The sequence below is a fragment of the Streptomyces sp. NPDC096205 genome (genome assembly GCF_044763135.1).
Classification (GTDB): Bacteria; Actinomycetota; Actinomycetes; order Streptomycetales; family Streptomycetaceae; genus Streptomyces.
The window spans coordinates 162123-182519 of sequence record NZ_JBIWFS010000004.1; the positions used below are offsets into that span (position 1 = coordinate 162123).

Sequence of the window (20397 nt, forward strand, 5' to 3'; positions counted from 1 at the left end):
AGGCGGCTGTGATGCACCAAAGATCCGTACGACCCCCGCGCAGAGGGGGAGGTGGCCGGGCTCGCGGCAGACGCCCCGCGATCCTGGGCCTGGTCGCCGCCATCGTGGCGGCCGTCTTCTCCGTCGCCGGGCCCACCTCCCCCGCAGCCGCGGCGAGCGCCGGTGACGCCACGGGCGTCAGCCAGTCCGGGAACACCGTCACGATCAGCACGTCGACGGCGGCGAAGGCCCGCGTGGTGATCGCCCGGCAGGACATCTTCCGCATCTGGGTGTCGCCCAACGGCACCTTCACCGACGACCCGGCGGGAGGCGCCCTCGCGATCGACACCGACTTCGGGCCGGTGACCACGAGCGTGAGCGACGCCGGCTCGTACTACCGCATCACCACCCCGGCGCTGAACATCCGCGTCAACAAGTCCCCGCTGCGGTTCTCCGTCTACCGCGCCGACAACAGCACCGTCGTCTGGTCCGAGGCCCAGCCGCTGTCCTGGACCAGCAGCCAGACCAGCCAGTACCTCACCCAGGGCGCCGACGAGCAGTTCTACGGCACCGGCCTGCGGCTCGGCGAGTGGGCGCTGCGCGGCAGGACCGTGCCGGTCTCGGTCGCCAACACGTGGAAGGAGAACACCAACGCGAGCCCCGCGCCCTTCTACATGTCGACCAACGGCTACGGCGTCATGCGCAACACCTGGGCACCCGGCACGTACAGCTTCGGCGCGCCCGGCACGTTCACGCACAACGAGAGCCGCTTCGACGCCTGGTACTTCGTGGGCGACTCCCTCAAGGGCGTGCTCGACGCGTACACGGATGTCAGCGGCAAGCCGTTCATGGCTCCGATGTGGGGCTTCGAGCTCGGCAACGCCGATTGCTGGAACGCCTCCAGCCCTGACTACACCGGTGACCACAACCGGTTGCGCCACCAGACCACCAAGGACGTCCTCGGGTACGCGGCCGACGCCCGCGCCGCCGACATGCCGTCGGGCTGGTTCCTGCCCAACGACGGCTACGGCTGCGGCTACACGGACCTCAAGGCGACCGTCGACGGCCTGAAGGCGAAGGGCTTCCAGACCGGCCTGTGGACCTCCACCGGTCTCGCGAACATCGACACCGAGGTCGGCACCGCCGGCAGCCGCGGTGTCAAGACCGATGTGGCCTGGATAGGCCCCGGCTACAAGTACGCCTTCGACGGCGTGCAGCAGGCGGTGGACGGCATCGAGAAGAACTCCGACGCCCGCCGCTACGTCTGGACCGTCGACGGCTGGTCCGGCACCCAGCGCAACGCGATCGTGTGGACCGGCGACACCCCCGGCACCTGGGACGCCATGCGCTGGCACGTCCCGGCGATCACGGGCGCGGGCCTGTCCGGCTTCAACTACGCCGCCGGTGACATCGACGGCATCTTCCAGGGCAGCCCGAAGACGTATGTCCGCGACCTGCAGTGGAAGGCGTTCACCCCGGCGTTCATGACGATGTCCGGCTGGGGCGCCACCAACCCCGAGGCCGGCTACCAGGACAAGCAGCCCTGGCGGTTTAGCGACCCGTACCTCTCCATCAACCGCAAGTACCTCAAGCTGAAGATGCGGCTGATGCCGTACCTGTACTCGGCGAGCCGTGTCGCCACCGAGACCGGCACGCCCACCGTCCGTGCCATGGTCCTGGAGTACCCGAACGACCCGGTCGCGCGCGGCAACCAGACCAGCGGCCAGTTCATGTCCGGCGACTCGCTCCTGGTGGCGCCCGTCGTCACCGACACCACGACCCGCGACGGCATCTACCTGCCCGCCGGCACGTGGACGGACTACTGGACCGGCAAGACGTACACCGGCCCGGGCTGGCTCAACGGCTACAACGCGCCCCTCGACACCCTGCCTCTCTTCGTCAAGGGCGGTGGCATCGTGCCGATGTGGCCGCAGATGAACCACACAGGCGAGAAGCCGGTCGACACGCTCACCTACGACGTCTACCCGCGCGGCTCGTCGACCTTCACGCTCTACGAGGACGACGGCATCACACGCGCCTACAAGAGCGGCGCCTTCGCCAAGCAGAAGGTCGACGTCACCGCACCGGCCTCCGGCACCGGCGACGTGAGCATCGCCGTCGGCGCGAGCACCGGCACGTACGCCGGCAAACCCGCCTCCCGTGGCTACGAGTTCACCGTCCACGCGGCCGCCGCCCCCAGCGGCGTCACCGTCGACGGCAGCGCCTTGCCCGTGCTGTCCTCCAAGAGCGCGTACGACTCGGCGACGACCGGCTGGTACTTCGACGCCGCCGACCGCTCCGGCACCCTGTGGGTGAAGACGGGCTCGAAGTCCGGGGCGTTCACCGTCAGGGCGAACGGCCTGACGCTGCTCCCGGCCACGGCGGTGCCCGCGACCGGTACCCCGATCTCCAAGGCCGACTGGAAGGTGAGTCACGTCGACAGCGAGGAGACCTCGGCCGAGAACGGGGCCGCCGCGAACGCCATCGACGGTGACACCGCAACCAAGTGGCACACCGCCTACACCGGCGACCCCGACGCGCCGCTCCCCCACGAGATCCAGATCGACCTGGGCACGCGGTACGACGTCGACAGCCTGTCCTACCTGCCGCGCCAGGACGGCGGGACCAACGGCCGTATCGGCTCCTACGAGGTGTACGTCTCGGACACCACGGCCGACTGGGGCAGCCCGGTCGCCACGGGCACCTTCGCCGACACCGCCACCGAGAAGAAGGTCACCTTCGCGATGAAGACGGGCCGCTACCTGCGGCTGAAGGCGCTGACCGAGGCCGGTGACAGCGGGCCGTGGACCGCCGCCGCCGAGATCTCGGCCACCGGGAAGGCGACCCCGCTCCCGGCGAACGCGACCCTCGTCAACGCGGCCTCCTCGTCGTGCGTCGACCTGCCGTACGGCGACACGAGCACCGGCAGCGAGCCGACGCTGTACACCTGCCACGGCGGGACGAACCAGCGCTGGACCTTCACGTCCGCCGGGACGGTGACCGGCAAGGACGGCGTCTGCCTCGACGGCTCGGGGGCGACCGTCACGGTGCGGGCGTGCGACGGCTCGGCGGGTCAGAAGTGGCAGCTCGGCGCCCAGTCGAGTGTGATCAGCGGCGGCCGCTGCCTCGCACCCGTCCGGAACGGCACCGCCAACGGCACCAAGCTGGAACTCGCCGGCTGCACGGGCGCCGCCGCCCAGCGCTGGACACCGACCGGCTGATCCCTGCCCCGACCCGTTCCTCCGGCCACTCTCCCACGGCCGGAGGCACGGCCATTCGAAAACCTAGACACACAAAGTTTTCACATCTACCGTGGGAGAACCGGACGGTTCCAGCCGTCGGCCGCGCCCCGCCCCCAGGCGCCGAGGAGCCCCCCATGAGCACCATCGCCTCACCCCCCGCCCACCAGCCCGGCCCGGGCCTGCACGGCACTCGCCAGGCCCTGTCCGTCATGGCCGCGACGGTCGAGGCGGTGCCCGCACTCCGGCGCTTCGCCAGGGACACGGCACACCACTGGAACCTGGCCGACCACGTGCACGAGGCCCTCGGCGTGATCGTCACCGAGCTCGTCGCCAACGCCGTACGGCACAGCGGCAGCCTTGATGTCGCCGTCCTGCTGATGGCAGCGGGAGACGCGATGGCCGTCCAGGTGCAGGACACCGGACGGTGGCGGCGACGGCGCCCGAGCCTGCCCGGCGACGGCACCGACGCCTGCTGCGGCCGTGGTCTGACTCTGGTGCGCGCGTACGCCCTGGACTGCGCCATCGTGCGGACGGCTCGCGGCACGCGGGTGGCCGTGACGCTGGGCACCGGGGCCCCGGATGCGGCCTACTCCGTCGGCTGAGAACCGGCCGCGCCCTCGCCGCGCCCCTCGCGCTCCAGAACCTCCACCAGCACATCACGCAACCGTCCGATGTCCCCGGCCATATCGACGGACGGCTCCAGCAGCCACTGGAGCTGCAGGCCGTCGGTCGCGGCCAGCAGCACCCGCGCGGCCCAGTCGGCGTCCGGGTCGGACACCGGCCCGGCGGACCTCAGCCCCGGCGGCGGGCCGACGAGGAGCAGGGCGGCGATCTGTTCCCGCAGCCGGCGGTAACGCCCGGTGAAGAACGCGTGCGCGGGGTGGTCGGGGTCGGCGGACGCCGCCGCGATGTCCAGGAACAGCTTGACCAGCCCGGGCGTGGCGGCGTTCTCGGCGAGCAGCTCCGTGCGCCACAGCACGGTCTCCGGGGCGTACTCCTCGGCTGCCACGGTGTCCCGGGCCTCGATCACCGCCGCGAGCAGGGCCTCCCGGCTGCCGAAGTGGTGCAGTACCCCCGCGTCGGTCATGCCCACCCGCTGGGCGATGTCCCGCACGGACACCCCCCGGCTGCCCGCCTCGGCGTAGGCCGCCAGGGCGGCATCGAGGATCTCCTGCCGCCTGGCAGCGGTCTTCGCGTACGGCCCCCGGGACCCGCGTGTACTACTCACCCCCGCACTCTAGCCCTCGTCGGCCGCTCAAAACCTTGACCCCCTACTTTTTGGCGCGCCCCCGACGCGCGCGCCCGACTTCACGCCCATGCCGTCGCTGCTCGACCCGTGGGCACGTGACCTTCGCTGCCACAAGGTCGATACTGCGGACGGGCGGGGTTCACTAGGAGGTACCCATGAAGATGTTGATCAACGTTCCGGAGACAGTCGTCGCCGACGCCCTACGGGGTGTCGCCGCTGCTCACCCCGAGCTGACCGTCGACGTGGAGAACCGCGTGATCGTACGGCGGGACGCCCCCGTCGCCGGGAAGGTCGCGCTGGTGTCCGGGGGCGGGTCGGGGCATGAGCCGTTGCACGGTGGGTTCGTGGGGCCGGGGATGCTGTCGGCGGCGTGTCCCGGGGAGGTGTTCACCTCGCCGGTGCCGGACCAGATGGTGCGGGCGGCCGCGGCCGTCGACAGCGGGGCGGGCGTGCTGTTCGTCGTGAAGAACTACACCGGTGACGTGCTGAACTTCGACATGGCGGCCGAACTCGCCGAGGACGAGGGCATCCAGGTCGCCAAGGTCCTCGTCGACGACGACGTGGCGGTCACCGACAGCCTCTACACGGCCGGGCGGCGCGGCACGGGCGCCACTCTTTTCGTGGAGAAGATCGCGGGCGCGGCCGCCGAGGAGGGTCAGCCGCTGGAGCGGGTGGAGGCGATCGCCCGGCAGGTGAACGAGTGCTCCCGCAGCTTCGGTGTGGCGCTCAGCGCGTGCACCACGCCCGCGAAGGGCAGCCCCACCTTCGATCTGCCGCCGGGCGAACTGGAGTTGGGCATCGGCATCCATGGCGAGCCGGGCCGGGAGCGGCGGCCGATGATGACCTCCGGGGAGATCGCCGACTTCGCGGTGCACGCGGTCCTGGAGGACCTGCGGCCCCGCAATCCGGTGCTGGTGCTGGTCAACGGCATGGGCGCGACACCGCTGCTGGAGCTGTACGGCTTCAACGCCGAGGTGCAGCGGGTGCTCGGCGAGCGAGGTGTCCCCGTGGCGCGCACCCTGGTCGGCAACTACGTCACCTCCCTCGACATGGCGGGCGCGTCGGTGACGCTGTGCCAGGTCGACGAGGAGCTGCTACGGCTGTGGGACGCGCCCGTCAGCACGGCCGCGCTGCGCTGGGGCATGTGAGACAGCGGGCGGCAACGTACCTACCAGGCAAGGAGATCCAGTGCTCGACGCCGATTTCTTCCGCCGTTGGATGACGGCGACGGCCGCGTCCGTCGACCGGGAGGCGGAGCGGCTCACGGCCCTCGACTCCCCCATCGGGGACGCCGACCACGGCAGCAATCTGCAGCGCGGCTTCCGGGCCGTCGACGCCACCCTGGAGAAGGAGGCACCCGGCACACCCGGCGCTGTACTGATCCTCGCCGGGCGGCAGCTCATCTCGACGGTCGGCGGCGCCTCGGGGCCGCTGTACGGCACCCTGCTGCGGCGCACCGGCAAGGCGCTCGGAGACGCGCCGGAGGTCGGTGAGCAGGAGTTCGCCGACGCCCTGCGCGCGGGCGTCGAGGCGGTGATGCAGCTCGGGGGCGCGGCACCGGGCGACAAGACGATGATCGACGCGCTGCTGCCCGCGGTGGAGGCGCTCGGCGAGTCCTTCGCCGCGGCGCGCACGGCCGCCGAGCAGGGCGCCGAGGCCACGACTCCGCTCCAGGCCCGCAAGGGCCGGGCCAGCTATCTCGCAGAGCGCAGCATCGGGCACCAGGACCCGGGGGCGACCTCGGCGTCGCTGCTGATCGCGGGACTGGTGGAGGCCGCCGGTGAGTGACGAGAAGCTGGTCGGGATCGTGCTGGTGTCGCACAGCGCGCAGGTGGCCGCGTCGGTGGCCGAGTTGGCGCGCGGGCTGGCCGGGGGCGGCGCGTCGGTGCCCGTCGCTGCGGCGGGCGGCACCGAGGACGGCGGCCTCGGCACCAGCAGCGAGCTGATCGCCGCCGCGGCCGCCTCGGTGGACCGGGGCGCCGGCGTCGCCGTCCTCACCGACCTCGGCAGCGCCGTCCTCACGGTCAAGGCGCTGCTCGCCGAGGGCGACGAACTGCCCGACGGCACCCGGCTGGTCGACGCCCCTTTCGTCGAGGGCGCGGTCGCGGCGGTGGTCACGGCCTCGACGGGCGCCGACCTGGACGCGGTCGCGGCGGCGGCCTCGGAGGCGTACGACTACCGCAAGGCCTGACACGGGAGGGGGCCGGGAATCACTCCCGGCCCCCGCTCCCCCGCACGAACTGCCGGGCCAGCCGCTCCCCCGTCTCCTCGGCGGCGTCCCGGCTCTCGATGGGCGTCGCCCGGGAGTTCTTGAAGACGATGTAGGTGACGCCCGAGGGCGTGCCGCCGCCGTGCGGGTCCGGGTTGATGCCGAGGGCCCGGGCGGTGGCGTAGGAGGCCTCGCCGACGAGGTCGTACGGGCCCGCGTCGCCGACGACGGCGTACTGCACGCGGTCGCCGTAGATCACCGCGGCGACCGCCCCGCCGCGCACCCCGTGGTCGCGGTGGTCCCAGATCCGGCTGGGCACCGGCACCACGATGTACGGCAGCCGCTCGGCGTCCAGCGGGCGTCCGTCGGACTGCGAGTAGGCCGTGCTGGACGAGAAGTAGGGGTCGGTACGGCTGTTGCAGCGGAGGGTGGGCTGTCCGTCGCAGTCGATGTCCAGGTCCGCCTTCCAGAAGACGGCCTCCTTCGTGCCGCAGACGGGGACCGTGGCGGGCCTGCCGCTGTCGGTGCGGTAGCGGCCGGGCGAGACGGGCTCGCACACGCGCACCCGCTCCAGCAGGTCGGCGGCCCGCACGGGGGCGTCGGCGCGCACCGCCGAAGGGCCGGGCAGGCCCACGGGGGCGGTGGCTGGGGTGGGCTGCGTCGTCGGGGCGAGCAGAGCGGCGCTCGCCGCGGCCAGCGTCAGCGACTGGACACGCACGATAGAGGTCCCTCTCCTGGGCGGTCTGACGGACACTCAGCCCAATCTGATGCCCTTTCGGGGACGCGGCCATTCCGAGGGGGCCGGACGGGGTGCACGACTCGCGGCCCGGCGGGGACGGGCCTACGGACGGGACGCGCGGCACAGCGTCCGGCGGGAACGGGCCTACGGACGGCATGTGCGGCACAGCGTCGGGCGGGGAAGGACGGGAGCACGGCGCCGCGTCCAGCCGGGACGAACGGACCGCACGGCTCGGCGTCCGGCGGGGACCGGGTGCCCGCGGCCTGTCGACGGCCGCGGGCCCCGGCCGTCGGCGCGGGGATCAGCGACGACAGCGGTTCCGCGCCACGGGCCTGAACTCCCCGTCCTGTAGGGAGAGTTCGGCCACAAGGAGGCACAGCATACGTAACTCCCGGGCGGGCCCGCCAACACCCCCTCTTGATGTGGTCGCGTCAGACCGTCATATTGGTCCGTACCATTGCCGCGTGCCCGTCCCGGGAGGCAGAGCCGTGCGACGCGTTCCCGTTCCCGCCGCGCTGCTGTGCGGCACGCTGCTGCTGGTGAGCGCCTGCGCGCGGGAGGCCGGCGGGGAACGGCCCCCGGGTGTGCCGACGGGCGTCACCGCGGCGGCCGGCAGCGCAACCAGTGTGCATGTGATGTGGAACCGGGTCGCCGGGGAGCCCCCGGTCACGGCGTACGAGGTGTACCGCGGCCGCGCCAAGGTCCAGGAAGTCCCCGGCGACCGCCACATGGTGGACGTCACGCGGCTGCGGCCGGGCACGTCGTACGTCTTCTCGGTGCGCGCCCGCGACGGCGACGGGCGCCTCGGCCCGAGCAGCCGGCAGGTCCGGGCGACGACCCCCGCCGCCGTCGCGGCCGACACCTCCGCTCCCTCCCGCCCGGGCTCGGTGCGCGGGAAGGCCGTGGGCAGCCGGGCGGTCCAGCTGTCCTGGAGCGCCTCGACGGACGACCGGGAGGTGGTGTCGTACGACGTCCACCAGTCGGGGACGAAGATCCACAGCGTCGGCGGGGACCAGACCGCCACAGTGGTCACCGGGCTGCGGCCCGGCACCCGCTACACCTTCACCGTCCGGGCCCGGGACGCCGCCGACAACCTCTCTCCGGCGAGCGGTGCCGTACGGCTCACCACCGCTGCGGGCGCCGACGAGGGCGCGGCGACCGCCCCGGCGGGCTTCCGTGCGGTGACGCACCGGGCGAAGGACGGGGCGTACTACCTCGACCTGTCATGGGTGCCGCCGCGCGCCGACGGCGTGGTCACGGAGTACGAGGTCCAGCTGGACGGCCGCGCGGCCACCTCGCTCGTCTTCGGCGGGCAGGCGCCCCGGGACCGGGCCTCGTACAGCTTCTACGTCGGCCGGACGGCGGGCGTGGCACACCGGGTGCGTCTGCGGGCGCGGCTGCCCGACGGCACCTGGGGCGCGCTGTCGGCGGAGCGCACGGTGATCACGGGGTCGGACGGCTGAGCGACGACGGGGGCCGGCGCCCTGTTCGCCTTAGGCGGCTGTGGGCCGGACGGGGTAATCCGTCACCTGGCCGGCGGCGGCCGAAGTGCGGTGCGGGCCGGTCGGGCCTTGGCTGACCCTGAGGCAGCACGGGCGTTCCCCGACCCCAGGCGGCGCAAGGGATGTACCGCCAACCGTGCCGCCGGAGGACACTTCCATGCCCAACTCAACGCCCCTTCTGCGCGGATTGACAGCGGCAGCCGCCGCAGCGCTGCCACTCGCCCTCGCCGCCGGGCCCGCCGAGGCCGGCACCGGCATCTCGGTGAGCACCAACGGCTCCACGGTGTCGGTCACGACCAGCGCCTGTGCCCAGCAGATCAACGGCAGCTGGGGCAACGCCTCGCTGCTCACCAGCAGCCAGGCCAACTTCGCCCAGGGCCGGCAGGTGGCGCTGTCGGGAAGCAGCGCCCTGCAGTCGGCCGCGTGGTCGGGCGTCAGCCCGGGCACCTACACGGTGATCGTGGTGTGCGCCAACGGCTCCACCGCGGGCACCCAGTCCGTGATCGTCTCGTCCGGTTCCACGCCGACCATCTCCGCCACGGCCTCGCCGTCGCGCGGTGTGATGGGCGGTCTGGGCGGCGGCTCCAGGGACTACGGCACCATCACCCTCGTCGGCGGTGGCGCGCTCGTCGCCCTCGGTGGTGGGGCCACGGTGTGGTTCCTGCGGCGGCGTTCGAAGCCCTACCGGCTCTGAGCGCGGTCACTCCCCCTCGGGCAGCCGCTCGAACTCCTCCAGGGCGTCGGTGAGCCACCGCGTCCAGAAGGTCTCCAGCTCGATGCCGGCCCGCAGCACCAGATGCTGGAGACGGTCCTGCGCGCTGTCCTTGCCGGGCGGGAAGTCGCGCTTCTCGATCTCCTCGTACTCGGCCAACTGCCGCCGGTGCAGGTCGAGATGGTGGCGCAGATCGGCCTCGATGCCGTCGGTGCCGACGACGGCCGCGGCGCGCAGCCTGAGCAGCAGCGGATCGCGCTGCGCCTTCGGCTCCTGCGGCGCGGCCGTCCAGCGGGCCAGTTCGGCGCGGCCCGCGGGCAGGACCTCGTAGGCCTTCTTCTGCCCGCGGGCCGGCTGCTCGCTCGGCAGGGCCCGGATGTATCCCTCGGCCTCCAGTTTTCCCAGCTCGCGATAGATCTGCTGGTGCGTCGCCGACCAGAAGTAGCCGATCGACCGGTCGAACCGGCGGGTCAGCTCGAGGCCGGAGGACGGCTTCTCCACCAGGGCGGTCAGGATCGCGTGCGGGAGTGACATGAGGTCATCCTAGGGACGCCCCCTAGAGGGCGGCCGCGACCTCGGTGCCCTGCAGGATCGCGCGCTTGGCGTCCAGCTCCGCGGCCACGTCCGCGCCGCCGATCAGGTGCACGCTGCGGCCGGCCGCGACCAGCGCCTCGTACAGGTCCCGGCGCGGCTCCTGCCCGGTGCACAGCACGATGGTGTCGACCTCCAGGACCGTGCTCTCCTCGCCGACCGTGATGTGCAGTCCGGCGTCGTCGATACGGTCGTAGCGCACGCCCGGGACCATGGTCACGCCGCGGTGCTTGAGCTCGGCGCGGTGGATCCAGCCGGTGGTCTTGCCGAGTCCGGCGCCGACCTTGCTGGTCTTGCGCTGCAGCAGGTGGACGGTGCGCGGCGGGGCGGGCCGCTCGGGGGCGGCGAGGCCGCCGGGGGCCTGGTAGTCCATGTCGACACCCCACTGGCGGAAGTACGTCTGCGGGTCCTCGCTCGCCTTGTCGCCGCCGTCGGTGAGGAACTCGGCCACGTCGAAGCCGATGCCGCCCGCGCCGAGGACGGCGACCCGCTCGCCGACGGGCACGCGGTCGCGCAGCACGTCGAGGTAGCCGACGACCTTCGGGTGGTCGACGCCGGGGATCTCGGGGGTGCGGGGGGTGACGCCGGTGGCGACGACGACCTCGTCGAAGTCGCCCAAGTCACCCTCCGAGACAGGGGTGTTGAGGCGGACGTCCACCTTCTCCTCGGCCAGGCGGTGGCGGAAGTAGCGCAGGGTCTCGTCGAACTCCTGCTTGCCGGGGACCTGTCGGGCGACGTTGAGCTGGCCGCCGATCTCGCTCGCCGCGTCGAACAGGGTGACGTCATGGCCGCGTTCGGCGGCGGCCACGGCGCAGGCCAGGCCCGCCGGGCCGGCGCCGACGACCGCGACGCGCTTGCGCCGCCGGGTCGGGGACAGCACCAGCTCGGTCTCGTGGCAGGCGCGCGGGTTGACCAGGCAGGAGGTGATCTTGCCGCTGAAGGTGTGGTCCAGGCAGGCCTGGTTGCAGCCGATGCAGGTGTTGATGGCCTCGGAGCGGCCCTCGGCGGCCTTCTTCACGAACGCGGCGTCGGCGAGCATCGGGCGGGCCATCGACACCATGTCCGCGGTGCCGTCGGCGAGCAACTGCTCGGCCAGCTCGGGGGTGTTGATGCGGTTGGTGGTGACCAGCGGGATGGACACCTCGCCCATCAGCCGCTTGGTGACCCAGGTGTAGGCACCGCGCGGCACGGAGGTGGCGATGGTGGGGATACGGGCCTCGTGCCAGCCGATGCCGGTGTTGATGATCGTGGCGCCGGCCTCCTCGACCGCCTTGGCGAGGGTGATGACCTCGTCCAGAGTCGAGCCGCCGGGGACGAGGTCCAGCATCGAGAGCCGGTAGATGAGGATGAAGTCCTCGCCGACGGCCTCGCGCACCCGCCGGACGATCTCCACCGGGAAGCGCATGCGGTTCTCGTACGAGCCGCCCCAGCGGTCGGTGCGGTGGTTGGTCTGCAGGGCGATGAACTCGTTGATGAGGTAGCCCTCGGAGCCCATGATCTCCACGCCGTCGTAGCCGGCCTGCTGCGCGAGGCGGGCGGCGCGGGCGTAGTCGTCGATGGTCCGCTCGACCTCGGCGTCGGTCAGCTCGCGGGGCGGGAAGGGGCTGATCGGCGCCTGGAGGGGGCTGGGTGCGACCAGGTCCTCGTGGTAGGCGTACCGGCCGAAGTGCAGGATCTGCATGGCGATCCGGCCGCCCTCGCGGTGCACGGCGTCCGTGATGACCTTGTGCTCCTCGGCCTCCGCCGCGCTGGTGAGCTTGGCACCGCCGCCCCACGGCCGCCCCTCCTCGTTGGGGGCGATACCGCCGGTCACGATGAGGCCGACGCCGCCGCGGGCGCGCTCGGCGTAGAACGCGGCCATGCGTTCGAAGCCGTTCTCGGCCTCCTCCAGGCCGACGTGCATCGAGCCCATCAGGACGCGGTTGGGCAGCGTGGTGAAGCCCAGGTCGAGCGGGTTCAGCAGGTGGGGAAAACGGCTCATCGGGCCCTCCGTGCGCGGTGTCGTCCTCGTAGTTGTAGAGGACCGCGCACGGATTGTGCAACTAGTTGCACAACAGGCCCGGGGGTGTTGTGGCCGAGGTCACCGCCCTTCGAGCAGGACATGCAGTTCGCGCTCCTGGTCGCCGGAGGCGGTGGACAGGTCGCGCACGGTGAACAGGGGGTCGAGGGTCTTGCGGAGCCGGTCGATCGCCCAGTAGCCGCCCTGGGCGTCGACCTCGACGGTGGACGACAGCCGGGCGGGCGCCGGGCAGGTGTGGGCGTCGGTGACCTCGAAGGTGCCGAGCCAGACCATGGGGCGGGTCTCGTGCAGCTGCTGGGGCACCTCGTCGCTGCCGCGGTCCGACTCGAAGCAGGTGCAGAGGGCGTCGAAGACGATGCGGGCGTCTTCCTTGCTGCAGCCGCTGATCTCTACGGAGACGGACTCCTCATGCTGTCGCTCGCGGTCCATCGTGGGGCTCCTCTCGTGGGCGGCGGCACGGTCGCGGGTTCCCCGCGATATGCGCCACATCACCTAGAAAACCACTGTTTTCCGGCGGCTGCGGGCTCGTCGTGGTTGCTCGCGCCCACGCGGCGGAGCCGCATGTCGAAACAGCCCCGCGCCCGTAAAAGGTGACCTCTAGCCCCGCACGAATCTGTAGGTCTTGCTGTCCGTGAGGATGCAGAAGCCCGGGGACATCACGATCACCCGGAGGGTTCCGCTGCGGCGGTCGTAGTCGATGCCCTCCGTCTCGAAGGAGCCGGAGCAGCCGCTGCGCAGGGGGAGCTGGCGCAGGGCCGTGACGTGGCCGGAGATGTCGGAAGGGCCCGCCGGGGCGGAGAGGTCGATCTGGAGCAGGGGCTTGGTGAGCCCGAAGAGGGTGCCCTCGGGGTCGTCGGAGGAGCACAGGAGGGTGGTGGGGCCGGAGAAGTCGCAGCCCTGGAGGTCGCGTACGGCGTGGTCGAGGTGGACGGTGGCCGCCTGGGGGAGGTTCGCCGAGGGGGAGGTGGCCGGGTTGATGCCGGGGGTGGGGAACACCAGCAGGCGCGTCATGGTGCCCCACTCTCCCGACAGCATCCACCGGCCGTCCGGGGCGATGGCCGCCCAGGAGTTGTTCGCGGCCTCGCCGGGGCTCAGCGTGTGCACGTACTCCGACCAGGTGCCGCCGGGCGCCTGGACGCGGAACATCTTCGCGCCGCCCGAGTCGCGCTGGTACGGCTCGACGTAGAAGCCGTCGTAGGAGGCGTCGGGGTCGCCGACGTGGTTCCAGCCCCGGCTCGAGACGTCCAGCGGGATGGTGCCGATGCCGGTGTAGCGGTTGGGGCTGCCGGCGGGGACCTCGACGGACGTCAGGCCCTGGCTCTCGGTCAGCGGACGAGCGCGGTCGGAGCCGGCCTCCGTCCAGGTGTCCGCGGCGGCGGCCGGCGGCGCTGCGGACAGTACGGCGGTGGTGGTGAGGGCTACGAGTCCGGTCAGCAGGGCGTGACGGCGTTGCCGGGCAGGCAGGCGCATGCGCGTCGGCTCCTCGGTAGGGGGGTGGAGTTCCGCTCGGCGGACAGTCTGACCGGGGTCGGTGGTCATGTACAGACCAACAACACAGACCACCGACACCCGAAGGAAAGCCCCTCCGACGCACCCGGCCGGTGCATCCCAGGACGACTCGGCGGATCCTGAGGGATGGTGGAGAGGGACGCGGTGGCGTAAGAGAGATGGTTGAGCGTGGTACGGCATGGGGAGTCGGCACGGGGGACTACGTGCCGTGAGGACGGGCGAAGGCGGTGCGTGCGATGGGTGCAGCCGGACCTCCCGTGACAGCGGGCGGAGAACCGGTCCGCGGTCCGGTGCGGCCCAGCGGACTGCTGGACGTCATCGGCGTGGCCTCGATCGTCCTGGACGACGAGGGCCGCATCGTGCTGTGGAGCCCGCAGGCCGAGGAGCTGTTCGGCTACTCGGCCGCGGAGGCGCTCGGACGCTACGCGGCCCAGGTCATGGTGCACGAGCAGCACATGGACGTGGTCGTCAAGCTGTTCGCCGACGTCATGGCCACCGGTCAGGGCTGGGCGGGGGCCTTTCCCGTGCGCCACAAGGACGGCTCGACCCGGCTGGTGGAGTTCCGCAACATGCGGCTGCTCGACGACCGCGGCGACACCTACGCCCTGGGCCTGTGCGCGGACCAGACGACGGTGCGCCGGCTGGAGCGGGACGTGGCGCTGTCCACCCGTATGGTCGCCCAGTCCCCCATCGGTCTGGCGGTGCTCGACACCACCCTGCGGTACGTCTCCGTCAACCCGGCGCTGGAGCGCATCAACGGTGTCCCCGCCGAGGAGCACCTGGGCCGCACGGCCCGCGAGGTGCTGCCCCACCTGGACGTCGAGGGCCTGCACGCCGCGGCCCGCGAGGTGCTGGCGACCGGGCGGCCGGTGGTGGACCGGCCGGTCGTGGGCCGGATCCCGGCCGACCCGGAGGAGGACCACGTCCTGTCGGTGTCGCTGTACCGGCTGGAGGACGCCCTGGAGACGGTCCTCGGCGTCGCCGTGTCGGTCGTGGACGTCACCGAGCAGCACCGGGCGGGCGTCGAGGCGGAGGCGGCCCGGCGGCGGCTGGCCCTCATCGCGGACGCCTCGGCCCGGATCGGCACCACGCTGGAGCTGGACCGCACCGCGGGCGAGCTGGCGGACGTGGCCGTCCCCGAGCTGGCCGATGTCGCGGCCGTGGATCTGCTGGACGCGGTGGTGGCGGGCCGGCGCACCCGTCTCGGCCCGTCCGAGGCGGCCGTGATCCGGGCGCTGGCCGTGCGCGCCGACCGCTCACCGCTGGCGCTGGAGGCGGCCGACCCGCCCGGACAGGTGGCCCGCTACGGCCCGGACCGGCTGGTGACCGAGTGCGTGCGCTCAGGGCATCCCGTGCTGCTGCCGCACGTGGAGGCGGCGGACCTGCCGCGGATCGCCCGCTCCCCCGAGGCGGCCGTGCAGCTCGCCCGCGCGGGCGTCCACTCCTACCTCGCGGTGCCGCTGATCGCCCGGGGTGAGGTGCTGGGCGCCCTGGACCTCAAACGCACGCGCAACCCGCTGCCGTTCACCGAGGACGACGTGCTGCTCGCCCGGGAGCTGGCGGCCCGGGCGGCCGTGCAGATCGACAACGCCCGCTGGTACCAGAACGCCCGCGACACCGCGCTCACCCTGCAGCGCAGTCTGCTGCCCAGCCATCCGCCGGTGACGGGAGGCCTCGAGGTCGCCTCGCGCTACCAGCCGGCGGGCGCCACCACCGAGGTCGGCGGCGACTGGTTCGACGTCATCCCGCTGGGCGGCGGCAAGACCGCGCTCGTCGTGGGCGATGTGATGGGCAGCGGCATCTCGGCCGCCGCGACGATGGGCCGGCTGCGCACGGCCACCACCACGCTCGCCGGCCTCGACCTGGACCCCGCGGTGCTCCTGGAGCACCTCGACCGCATCACGGCCGGCCTGGACCAGGCGATCGCCACCTGCCAGTACGCCGTCCACGACCCGGAGCTCGGCCAGTGCAGGATCGCCAACGCGGGCCATCTGCCGCCCGCGCTGGTGCGCCGGGGAACCGACCCCGTCCTGCTGGACCTGCCCACCGGGGCCCCGCTCGGCGTGGGCGGCGTGGCCTTCACGACGACCACCTTCGACTTCTGCCCGGGCGACGAACTGGTCCTGTACACCGACGGCCTGGTGGAGACGCGCCGCCATTCCCTCGACGAGCGCCTCGACACCCTGCTCGCCCTGCTGCACGGCCCCACCCGCCCGCTGGACGAGGTCTGCGACCTGCTGGTGCGCACCCTGCACCACCCCGACAACCACGACGACGTGGCGCTGCTCATCGCCCGCGCGCGCGAGGCGGAGTGAGAGGGGTCAGTCCCAGCTCGGGTTCCGCCCGAACTCGGTGCCGTAGGGCACCGGACGCCCGGTGAACGCGTCCAGCAGCACCCGGTCGCCGAGCGGCCGGGCGAGCGTCACGGTCACCTTGGTGATCTTCAGGACGGCGGGGCAGTCCCCCTCGCTCGGATTTCGGATCGACCCGGACAGCACCACGGACCCGCCGGTCTCCAGCACGTCCACGGCCGGTCCGTCGTCGCAGTCACCGTGCCCGGCCAGCACGGTGACGGACCGCCCGTCCTGCGCCGTCTCCTTCACCTGCTCCAGCGGCCACAGGACGTCGGACGGCACCTCCGCCGCGGGCCCGATCGGCGACTTGGGCGCCTCGGAGGGGGCCAGGGCGACGCGTTTGAGCGGAGTGTCGTAGCCCCGGATCGTGAACAGCCAGGCGGGGACGGTCGCCGGGCCCCGGCTGGTGGCCAGCTCCGTGCGGCCGAGCCGCGCCCCGGTGACCACGAGTTCGGGGCCCTCGCCGCTGTAGCGGTCCAGCGTCCCGAACGCCTCCCGCGCGTCCATCACCGGCAGGGTGAGCGCACGGCCGTCGCCCCACTTCACCGTGCCCTTCTGCGCCGCGGTGGTGGGGAGTTGGCCGCGCAGTGCGAAGTTCTGCAGCTGGTACGCCTCCTTGTCCGCGGCGCTGCGGAAGGCGTGGTCCGGCAGCTGGACCAGGTCCGCCATCGGATAGAAGCCCCGCCGCCATGCCTCGGCGGCGTCCGAGCCGTCCCAGGCCGCGGCGACCTGCCGGGCCCGCCGACCCGCGTCCCCCTTCCCGGCCGAGCCGCCGCCGTCGTCACCGCCGTCGCCGCCGGAGCGTCCCTGGCCGCAGCCGGCGGCCAGTACGGCGATGAGACACAGCAGTTGAGCGGTGCGGGTGCGCATGGTTCCCCCTGGGACCGGCGGTGTGGTGCTTCTACGACGCACAGGGGCGGTACGTCGTTCACCTCCGGGGCGAGGAAGGACGCCCGCGGCGGGAGCGTCCGACCTCGCCGAGCGGGGCCTGTCGGTGAAGTGCGGGCTCAGCCCGTGCGCGTGCCGATGACCACCCGGGCGTAGAGGTCCTCGTCGACGGCCAGGCGGGTGGTGAGCCCGGCGGCGGTGAAGGCCTCGATGGCCGCAGGCGCCTGGTGTTCGCTGGTCTCGACCAGCAACCGCCCGCCGGGGGCCAGCCATTGGGGTGCCTCGGTGGCGACGCGGCGCAGGACGTCGAGGCCGTCGGTGCCGCCGTCAAGGGCGACGAGGGGTTCGTGGTCGCGGGCCTCGGCGGGCAGCAGGCCGACCTCGCCGGTGGGGACGTAGGGCACGTTGGCCGCCAGGATGTCGATGCGGCCGCGCAGTTCGGCGGGCAGCGCCTCGAAGAGGTCGCCCTCGTGGACGCGGCCGCCCGCGGCGGCGGTGTTGGTGCGGGCGCAGGCCACCGCGGCCGGGTCGATGTCGGCGGCGTGCAGTTCGACCGGGCCGAGGGCGGCGGCCAGGGCGGCGCCGAGCGCACCCGAGCCGCAGCACAGGTCCACCACGAGCCGGGCGTCCGGGACTTCGGCGAGGGCTTGTCGCACCAGGAACTCGGTGCGCCGGCGCGGCACGAACACGCCGGGCGCGACGGTGATCCGCAGGCCCGCGAACTCGGCCCAGCCGAGGACGAGTTCGAGGGGAAGTCCGGCCACGCGCCGGTCCGCCATGGCGGCGGCCTCCTGCGGGGTGCGCGCGGCGGCGAGGATCAGCTCCGCCTCGTCCTCGGCGAAGACACAGCCGGCCGCGCGCAGCGCGGAGACCAACGAGGAGCGGGACGAGGGGTCGTACAGGGAACGTGAGGAAGGCATGGAAGCCGAGAGCCTTTCGACGAGCCGAAGGGCGCTCTCGGGGTCACCGGGTGACGGTGGCCCGCGGCGGGTTGAGGTGAGAGCACCCGACCTGAACAGCGGTAATGGGTCTCACCTCCTCGGTCTCACCCGGCCGGGAACGTCCACGGCCGGGTTCACCCTACACCCTGGTGATCACACGCCCACGGCCTCCTCGACCTCTTCCTCGACCTCCTCCACGGTGTGCTGCGTGGCCGTCGGCTCCACTGCCGCGGTCTGCGTGGAGCGCTCGTGGCGGGCGGCGACGGCGGTCAGCGCCAGACCGGCGGCCAGCCAGGCGGCCAGGGTCCAGACGCTGCGGGCGAGGCCCTCGTTGCCGAAGTACAGCAGGCCGCGCAGGCCCTCGACGAACCCGGCGCCGTTCCAGAAGGCGTGCAGGCTGCCGAAGAAGCCGTTCTGCAGCTCGGGCCGGAACAACCCGCCGGAACTGGTGAAGTTGAGCATCACGAACAGGACCATCATCGCGAGGGTCGTCCAGCGCTTGAGGAAGGTGTGCAGGCCGACGCCGATGAAGAGGATGCCGGCCGAGTAGAGCCAGGCCATGGCCCACACGCCGGCCAGGTCGTGGTGGGCGAGGTGGAAGACGGGGCCGGCGAGCAGGGCGCCGATGCCGCTGACGACGGCGGAGACGCCGACGGTGAGCAGGGCCCGGACGCGCATCGGCAGGGTGCCGCCCGCCGCGCCGAGGACGGCGACGGAGGCGTACGAGCCGATGCTGACGGCGATCATCAGGAAGAACAGGCCCTGGCCGCTGGGGTCGTCGTCGACGGGTGTGGCCACGTCGGTGACCTTCAGCGGGAGGCCCTGCCCCGCGGCGACGGGCGTGAAGACCTTCTCGACGGCGAGGGCGCCCATGTCGGAGGAGGCGGTGGCGACGATCAGCTCGGGCGCCTTCGGGTCCGGCAGATAGGCGCCGGTGAGGTCGCGGGACTTCAGCAGACCGACCGCCGCGGCGCGATCCGGGACGGTCCGTACGTCGAGCTTGTCGCCCGCGCGGTCCTTCACGGTCTGCGCGAACGTCTTGGCCTCGGCGCCCGAGCCGACGACGGCCACGGGCAGATGGTGCGGCTCCGGGGTCACGAAGGCCCCCATGTAGGCGAGCCCCATGCCGATGCACATCAGGAGCGGGGTGATCAGGTGCGTGAGCACATGACGCAGCGCCGGCGACCTCATGCGGGCGACCTCCAAATAGTTGGCTTATACAACTCTCACTTCAAGTTGTACTATACAACTACATCCGCGCGGTGGAGCCGGCGCGGGGGCAGATGAGACGAGGGAGACACCCGGTGACAGCCCGGACGACCGCCGTGGAGACGATCCAGCGCGAGATGACCCGCTTCGCCCGGCGCGCCCGGGCGGCGGCCGGGCGCATGCACCCGGAGCTGTCCCTGGTCGCGTACACCCTCCTCGGCCACCTGGAGGAGGTCGGCGGCTGCCGTGCCACCGACCTCGCCGCGCACTACGCCCTGGACAAGTCCACGGTCAGCCGCCAGGTCGCCGCCCTGGAGCACGCCGCCCTCATCGAGCGCCGCGTCGACCCGGACGACCACCGCGTCCAGCTCCTCCACCTCACGGACGCCGGCCGCACGATCCTGGACCGCGTCACGGAGAGCCGCCGGGCCGCGTTCCGGGAGCGCCTCGCTCAGTGGCCCGAGGCCGACCTGGAGCGGTTCGCGGACTTCCTGGTCCGCTACAACGCGTGGCCGCCACCCGGGTCCGACTGACTGATCAGGCCACCCCCACGGCCTGCTCCTGCGGGGTGCGCGCCGCGAAGAACAGCGTGTGGCGGCGCAGGCGGAAGCCGAGGGACTCGTACAGCCGGATGGCGTCGGTGTTGCGGGCGCCGGCGTGCAGGAACGGGGTTTCGCCGCGGGCGCGGATGCCGTGGGCGACGGCGAGGACCAGGCGGGTGGCGAGCCCTTCGCCGCGGGCGGCCGGGTCGGTGCAGACGGCGCTGATCTCGGTCCAGCCCGGCGGGTGCAGACGTTCGCCGGCCATGGCGACCAGGGCGCCGTCGCGGCGTATGCCCAGGTAGGTGCCCATCTCGACGGTGCGGGGCAGGAACGGGCCCGGCCGGGTGCGCTCGACCAGGTCGAGCATCTCGGGGACGTCGGCCGGGCCCAGGACGACGGCCTCCGGGTCGGGCGCCGCGGCCACCCCGTCGTCGACCAGCTGGACACCCTCCGCCTGGAAGGTGATCTCCCAGTCGGCCGGCACCCGGCCCACGAAACCGGCCAGCGGCACCTCCACGCCGGGCCCCGCGAGCGCCGCCAGGTCCGCCCAGTCCTGGGCGTCGGGGTCGTCGGGCAGGGCCAGCCAGGGCGAGACGTCCCGCGGGTAGCGCAGGACACGGCCGCGCTGTTCGGCGAAGCGGGCGTGCGGGCCGGTGAGGGAGGCGAGGGCCGGGTTGTCCAGGACGTGTGCGGTCATGGTCACCACAATCT

19 protein-coding genes are annotated in these 20397 nt (G+C 72.8%); 9 read left to right on the plus strand and 10 right to left on the minus strand.

The genetic code is table 11. The features are described 5' to 3' along the window. Positions 1–11: 11 nt before the first annotated feature. Together ACIQ6Y_RS16845 and ACIQ6Y_RS16850 are read left to right on the plus strand one after the other, a co-directional pair. A complete protein-coding gene (locus tag ACIQ6Y_RS16845; protein WP_404038775.1) occupies positions 12–3200 on the plus strand; it encodes a TIM-barrel domain-containing protein in 3189 nt (1062 codons plus the stop codon). Positions 3201–3355: 155 nt separating this feature from the next. Beyond that, positions 3356–3823 carry an ATP-binding protein gene (locus ACIQ6Y_RS16850; protein WP_404038778.1) on the plus strand — a complete coding sequence of 156 codons (468 nt, stop codon included), beginning with the start codon at positions 3356–3358 and terminating at the stop codon, positions 3821–3823. Here the strand turns inward: ACIQ6Y_RS16850 and ACIQ6Y_RS16855 are convergent. Beyond that, entirely contained in the window at positions 3808–4449 is a 642-nt protein-coding gene (locus tag ACIQ6Y_RS16855) for a TetR/AcrR family transcriptional regulator (RefSeq protein ID WP_404038781.1), read from the minus strand. The two genes, ACIQ6Y_RS16850 and ACIQ6Y_RS16855, sit on opposite strands and share 16 nt — an antisense overlap. A gap of 176 nt (positions 4450–4625) precedes the next feature. Here ACIQ6Y_RS16855 and dhaK point away from each other — a divergent pair, with 176 nt between their 5' ends. From dhaK to dhaM, 3 genes are read left to right on the plus strand one after another with little or no spacing between them, the layout of a single operon-like run. Further along, positions 4626–5618 carry a dihydroxyacetone kinase subunit DhaK gene (dhaK, locus tag ACIQ6Y_RS16860; protein WP_404038784.1) on the plus strand — a complete coding sequence of 331 codons (993 nt, stop codon included), beginning with the start codon at positions 4626–4628 and terminating at the stop codon, positions 5616–5618. A gap of 40 nt (positions 5619–5658) precedes the next feature. Beyond that, a complete protein-coding gene (dhaL, locus tag ACIQ6Y_RS16865) occupies positions 5659–6258 on the plus strand; it encodes a dihydroxyacetone kinase subunit DhaL (RefSeq protein ID WP_404038786.1) in 600 nt (199 codons plus the stop codon). Continuing rightward, the gene (gene dhaM, locus ACIQ6Y_RS16870; RefSeq protein WP_404038789.1) at positions 6251–6661 is read left to right on the plus strand and encodes a dihydroxyacetone kinase phosphoryl donor subunit DhaM; all 411 of its coding nucleotides are present in this window, start codon (positions 6251–6253) and stop codon (positions 6659–6661) included. Before dhaL ends, dhaM begins: the two co-directional genes overlap by 8 nt. Positions 6662–6680: 19 nt before the next feature. On the opposite strand, the gene ACIQ6Y_RS16875 is transcribed toward dhaM, so the two are convergent. Then, on the minus strand, positions 6681–7397 hold the full coding sequence (locus ACIQ6Y_RS16875) for a glycoside hydrolase family 75 protein (RefSeq protein WP_404038792.1): 717 nt from the start codon (positions 7395–7397) through the stop codon (positions 6681–6683). 509 nt (positions 7398–7906) lie between these two features. On the opposite strand from ACIQ6Y_RS16875, the gene ACIQ6Y_RS16880 reads away from it, so the two are divergent. Further along, positions 7907–8881: a fibronectin type III domain-containing protein gene (locus tag ACIQ6Y_RS16880; RefSeq protein ID WP_404038795.1), complete on the plus strand. Its 975-nt coding sequence runs from the start codon at positions 7907–7909 to the stop codon at positions 8879–8881. Positions 8882–9077: 196 nt separating this feature from the next. Further along, a complete protein-coding gene (locus ACIQ6Y_RS16885) occupies positions 9078–9614 on the plus strand; it encodes a hypothetical protein (protein ID WP_404038798.1) in 537 nt (178 codons plus the stop codon). A gap of 6 nt (positions 9615–9620) precedes the next feature. On the opposite strand, the gene ACIQ6Y_RS16890 is transcribed toward ACIQ6Y_RS16885, so the two are convergent. The 4 genes from ACIQ6Y_RS16890 to ACIQ6Y_RS16905 all read right to left on the minus strand — a co-directional run bounded on the left by ACIQ6Y_RS16890 (position 9621) and on the right by ACIQ6Y_RS16905 (position 13713). Further along, complete coding sequence (locus ACIQ6Y_RS16890; protein ID WP_404038801.1) at positions 9621–10166, minus strand: PadR family transcriptional regulator; 546 nt, start codon at positions 10164–10166, stop codon at positions 9621–9623. Positions 10167–10188: 22 nt separating this feature from the next. Beyond that, complete coding sequence (locus tag ACIQ6Y_RS16895; protein WP_404038804.1) at positions 10189–12204, minus strand: FAD-dependent oxidoreductase; 2016 nt, start codon at positions 12202–12204, stop codon at positions 10189–10191. 99 nt (positions 12205–12303) lie between these two features. Further along, complete coding sequence (locus tag ACIQ6Y_RS16900) at positions 12304–12672, minus strand: hypothetical protein (RefSeq protein ID WP_404038806.1); 369 nt, start codon at positions 12670–12672, stop codon at positions 12304–12306. Between the two features lie 168 nt (positions 12673–12840). After that, positions 12841–13713 carry a hypothetical protein gene (locus ACIQ6Y_RS16905; RefSeq protein WP_404038809.1) on the minus strand — a complete coding sequence of 291 codons (873 nt, stop codon included), beginning with the start codon at positions 13711–13713 and terminating at the stop codon, positions 12841–12843. A gap of 275 nt (positions 13714–13988) precedes the next feature. On the opposite strand from ACIQ6Y_RS16905, the gene ACIQ6Y_RS16910 reads away from it, so the two are divergent. After that, complete coding sequence (locus tag ACIQ6Y_RS16910) at positions 13989–16067, plus strand: SpoIIE family protein phosphatase (protein WP_404038811.1); 2079 nt, start codon at positions 13989–13991, stop codon at positions 16065–16067. Between the two features lie 6 nt (positions 16068–16073). Here the strand turns inward: ACIQ6Y_RS16910 and ACIQ6Y_RS16915 are convergent, their stop codons facing one another. The 3 genes from ACIQ6Y_RS16915 to ACIQ6Y_RS16925 form a co-directional block, all read right to left on the minus strand. Beyond that, positions 16074–16976, minus strand: a complete 903-nt coding sequence (locus ACIQ6Y_RS16915; RefSeq protein WP_404038814.1) for a hypothetical protein — start codon at positions 16974–16976, stop codon at positions 16074–16076. A 137-nt stretch (positions 16977–17113) separates the two neighbouring features. Further along, positions 17114–17914 carry a putative protein N(5)-glutamine methyltransferase gene (locus ACIQ6Y_RS16920; RefSeq protein ID WP_404038817.1) on the minus strand — a complete coding sequence of 267 codons (801 nt, stop codon included), beginning with the start codon at positions 17912–17914 and terminating at the stop codon, positions 17114–17116. Positions 17915–18088: 174 nt separating this feature from the next. Continuing rightward, positions 18089–19126 carry a hypothetical protein gene (locus ACIQ6Y_RS16925; RefSeq protein ID WP_404038820.1) on the minus strand — a complete coding sequence of 346 codons (1038 nt, stop codon included), beginning with the start codon at positions 19124–19126 and terminating at the stop codon, positions 18089–18091. A 92-nt stretch (positions 19127–19218) separates the two neighbouring features. Here ACIQ6Y_RS16925 and ACIQ6Y_RS16930 point away from each other — a divergent pair, with 92 nt between their 5' ends. Next, positions 19219–19677, plus strand: a complete 459-nt coding sequence (locus ACIQ6Y_RS16930) for a MarR family winged helix-turn-helix transcriptional regulator (protein ID WP_404038823.1) — start codon at positions 19219–19221, stop codon at positions 19675–19677. A 4-nt stretch (positions 19678–19681) separates the two neighbouring features. Here the strand turns inward: ACIQ6Y_RS16930 and ACIQ6Y_RS16935 are convergent, their stop codons facing one another. After that, complete coding sequence (locus ACIQ6Y_RS16935) at positions 19682–20383, minus strand: GNAT family N-acetyltransferase (RefSeq protein ID WP_404038826.1); 702 nt, start codon at positions 20381–20383, stop codon at positions 19682–19684. Positions 20384–20397 lie beyond the last annotated feature (14 nt).

Coding starts and splice junctions, on each gene's coding strand:
- ACIQ6Y_RS16845 (WP_404038775.1), top strand. CDS start 12: ATGCACCAAAGATCCGTACGACCCCCGCGCAGAGGGGGAGGTGGCCGG.
- ACIQ6Y_RS16850 (WP_404038778.1), top strand. CDS start 3,356: ATGAGCACCATCGCCTCACCCCCCGCCCACCAGCCCGGCCCGGGCCTG.
- dhaK (WP_404038784.1), top strand. CDS start 4,626: ATGAAGATGTTGATCAACGTTCCGGAGACAGTCGTCGCCGACGCCCTA.
- ACIQ6Y_RS16885 (WP_404038798.1), top strand. CDS start 9,078: ATGCCCAACTCAACGCCCCTTCTGCGCGGATTGACAGCGGCAGCCGCC.
- ACIQ6Y_RS16890 (WP_404038801.1), bottom strand. CDS start 10,166: ATGTCACTCCCGCACGCGATCCTGACCGCCCTGGTGGAGAAGCCGTCC.
- ACIQ6Y_RS16895 (WP_404038804.1), bottom strand. CDS start 12,204: ATGAGCCGTTTTCCCCACCTGCTGAACCCGCTCGACCTGGGCTTCACC.
- ACIQ6Y_RS16900 (WP_404038806.1), bottom strand. CDS start 12,672: ATGGACCGCGAGCGACAGCATGAGGAGTCCGTCTCCGTAGAGATCAGC.
- ACIQ6Y_RS16905 (WP_404038809.1), bottom strand. CDS start 13,713: ATGCGCCTGCCTGCCCGGCAACGCCGTCACGCCCTGCTGACCGGACTC.
- ACIQ6Y_RS16910 (WP_404038811.1), top strand. CDS start 13,989: ATGGGTGCAGCCGGACCTCCCGTGACAGCGGGCGGAGAACCGGTCCGC.
- ACIQ6Y_RS16915 (WP_404038814.1), bottom strand. CDS start 16,976: ATGCGCACCCGCACCGCTCAACTGCTGTGTCTCATCGCCGTACTGGCC.
- ACIQ6Y_RS16920 (WP_404038817.1), bottom strand. CDS start 17,914: ATGCCTTCCTCACGTTCCCTGTACGACCCCTCGTCCCGCTCCTCGTTG.
- ACIQ6Y_RS16925 (WP_404038820.1), bottom strand. CDS start 19,126: ATGAGGTCGCCGGCGCTGCGTCATGTGCTCACGCACCTGATCACCCCG.
- ACIQ6Y_RS16930 (WP_404038823.1), top strand. CDS start 19,219: ATGAGACGAGGGAGACACCCGGTGACAGCCCGGACGACCGCCGTGGAG.
- ACIQ6Y_RS16935 (WP_404038826.1), bottom strand. CDS start 20,383: ATGACCGCACACGTCCTGGACAACCCGGCCCTCGCCTCCCTCACCGGC.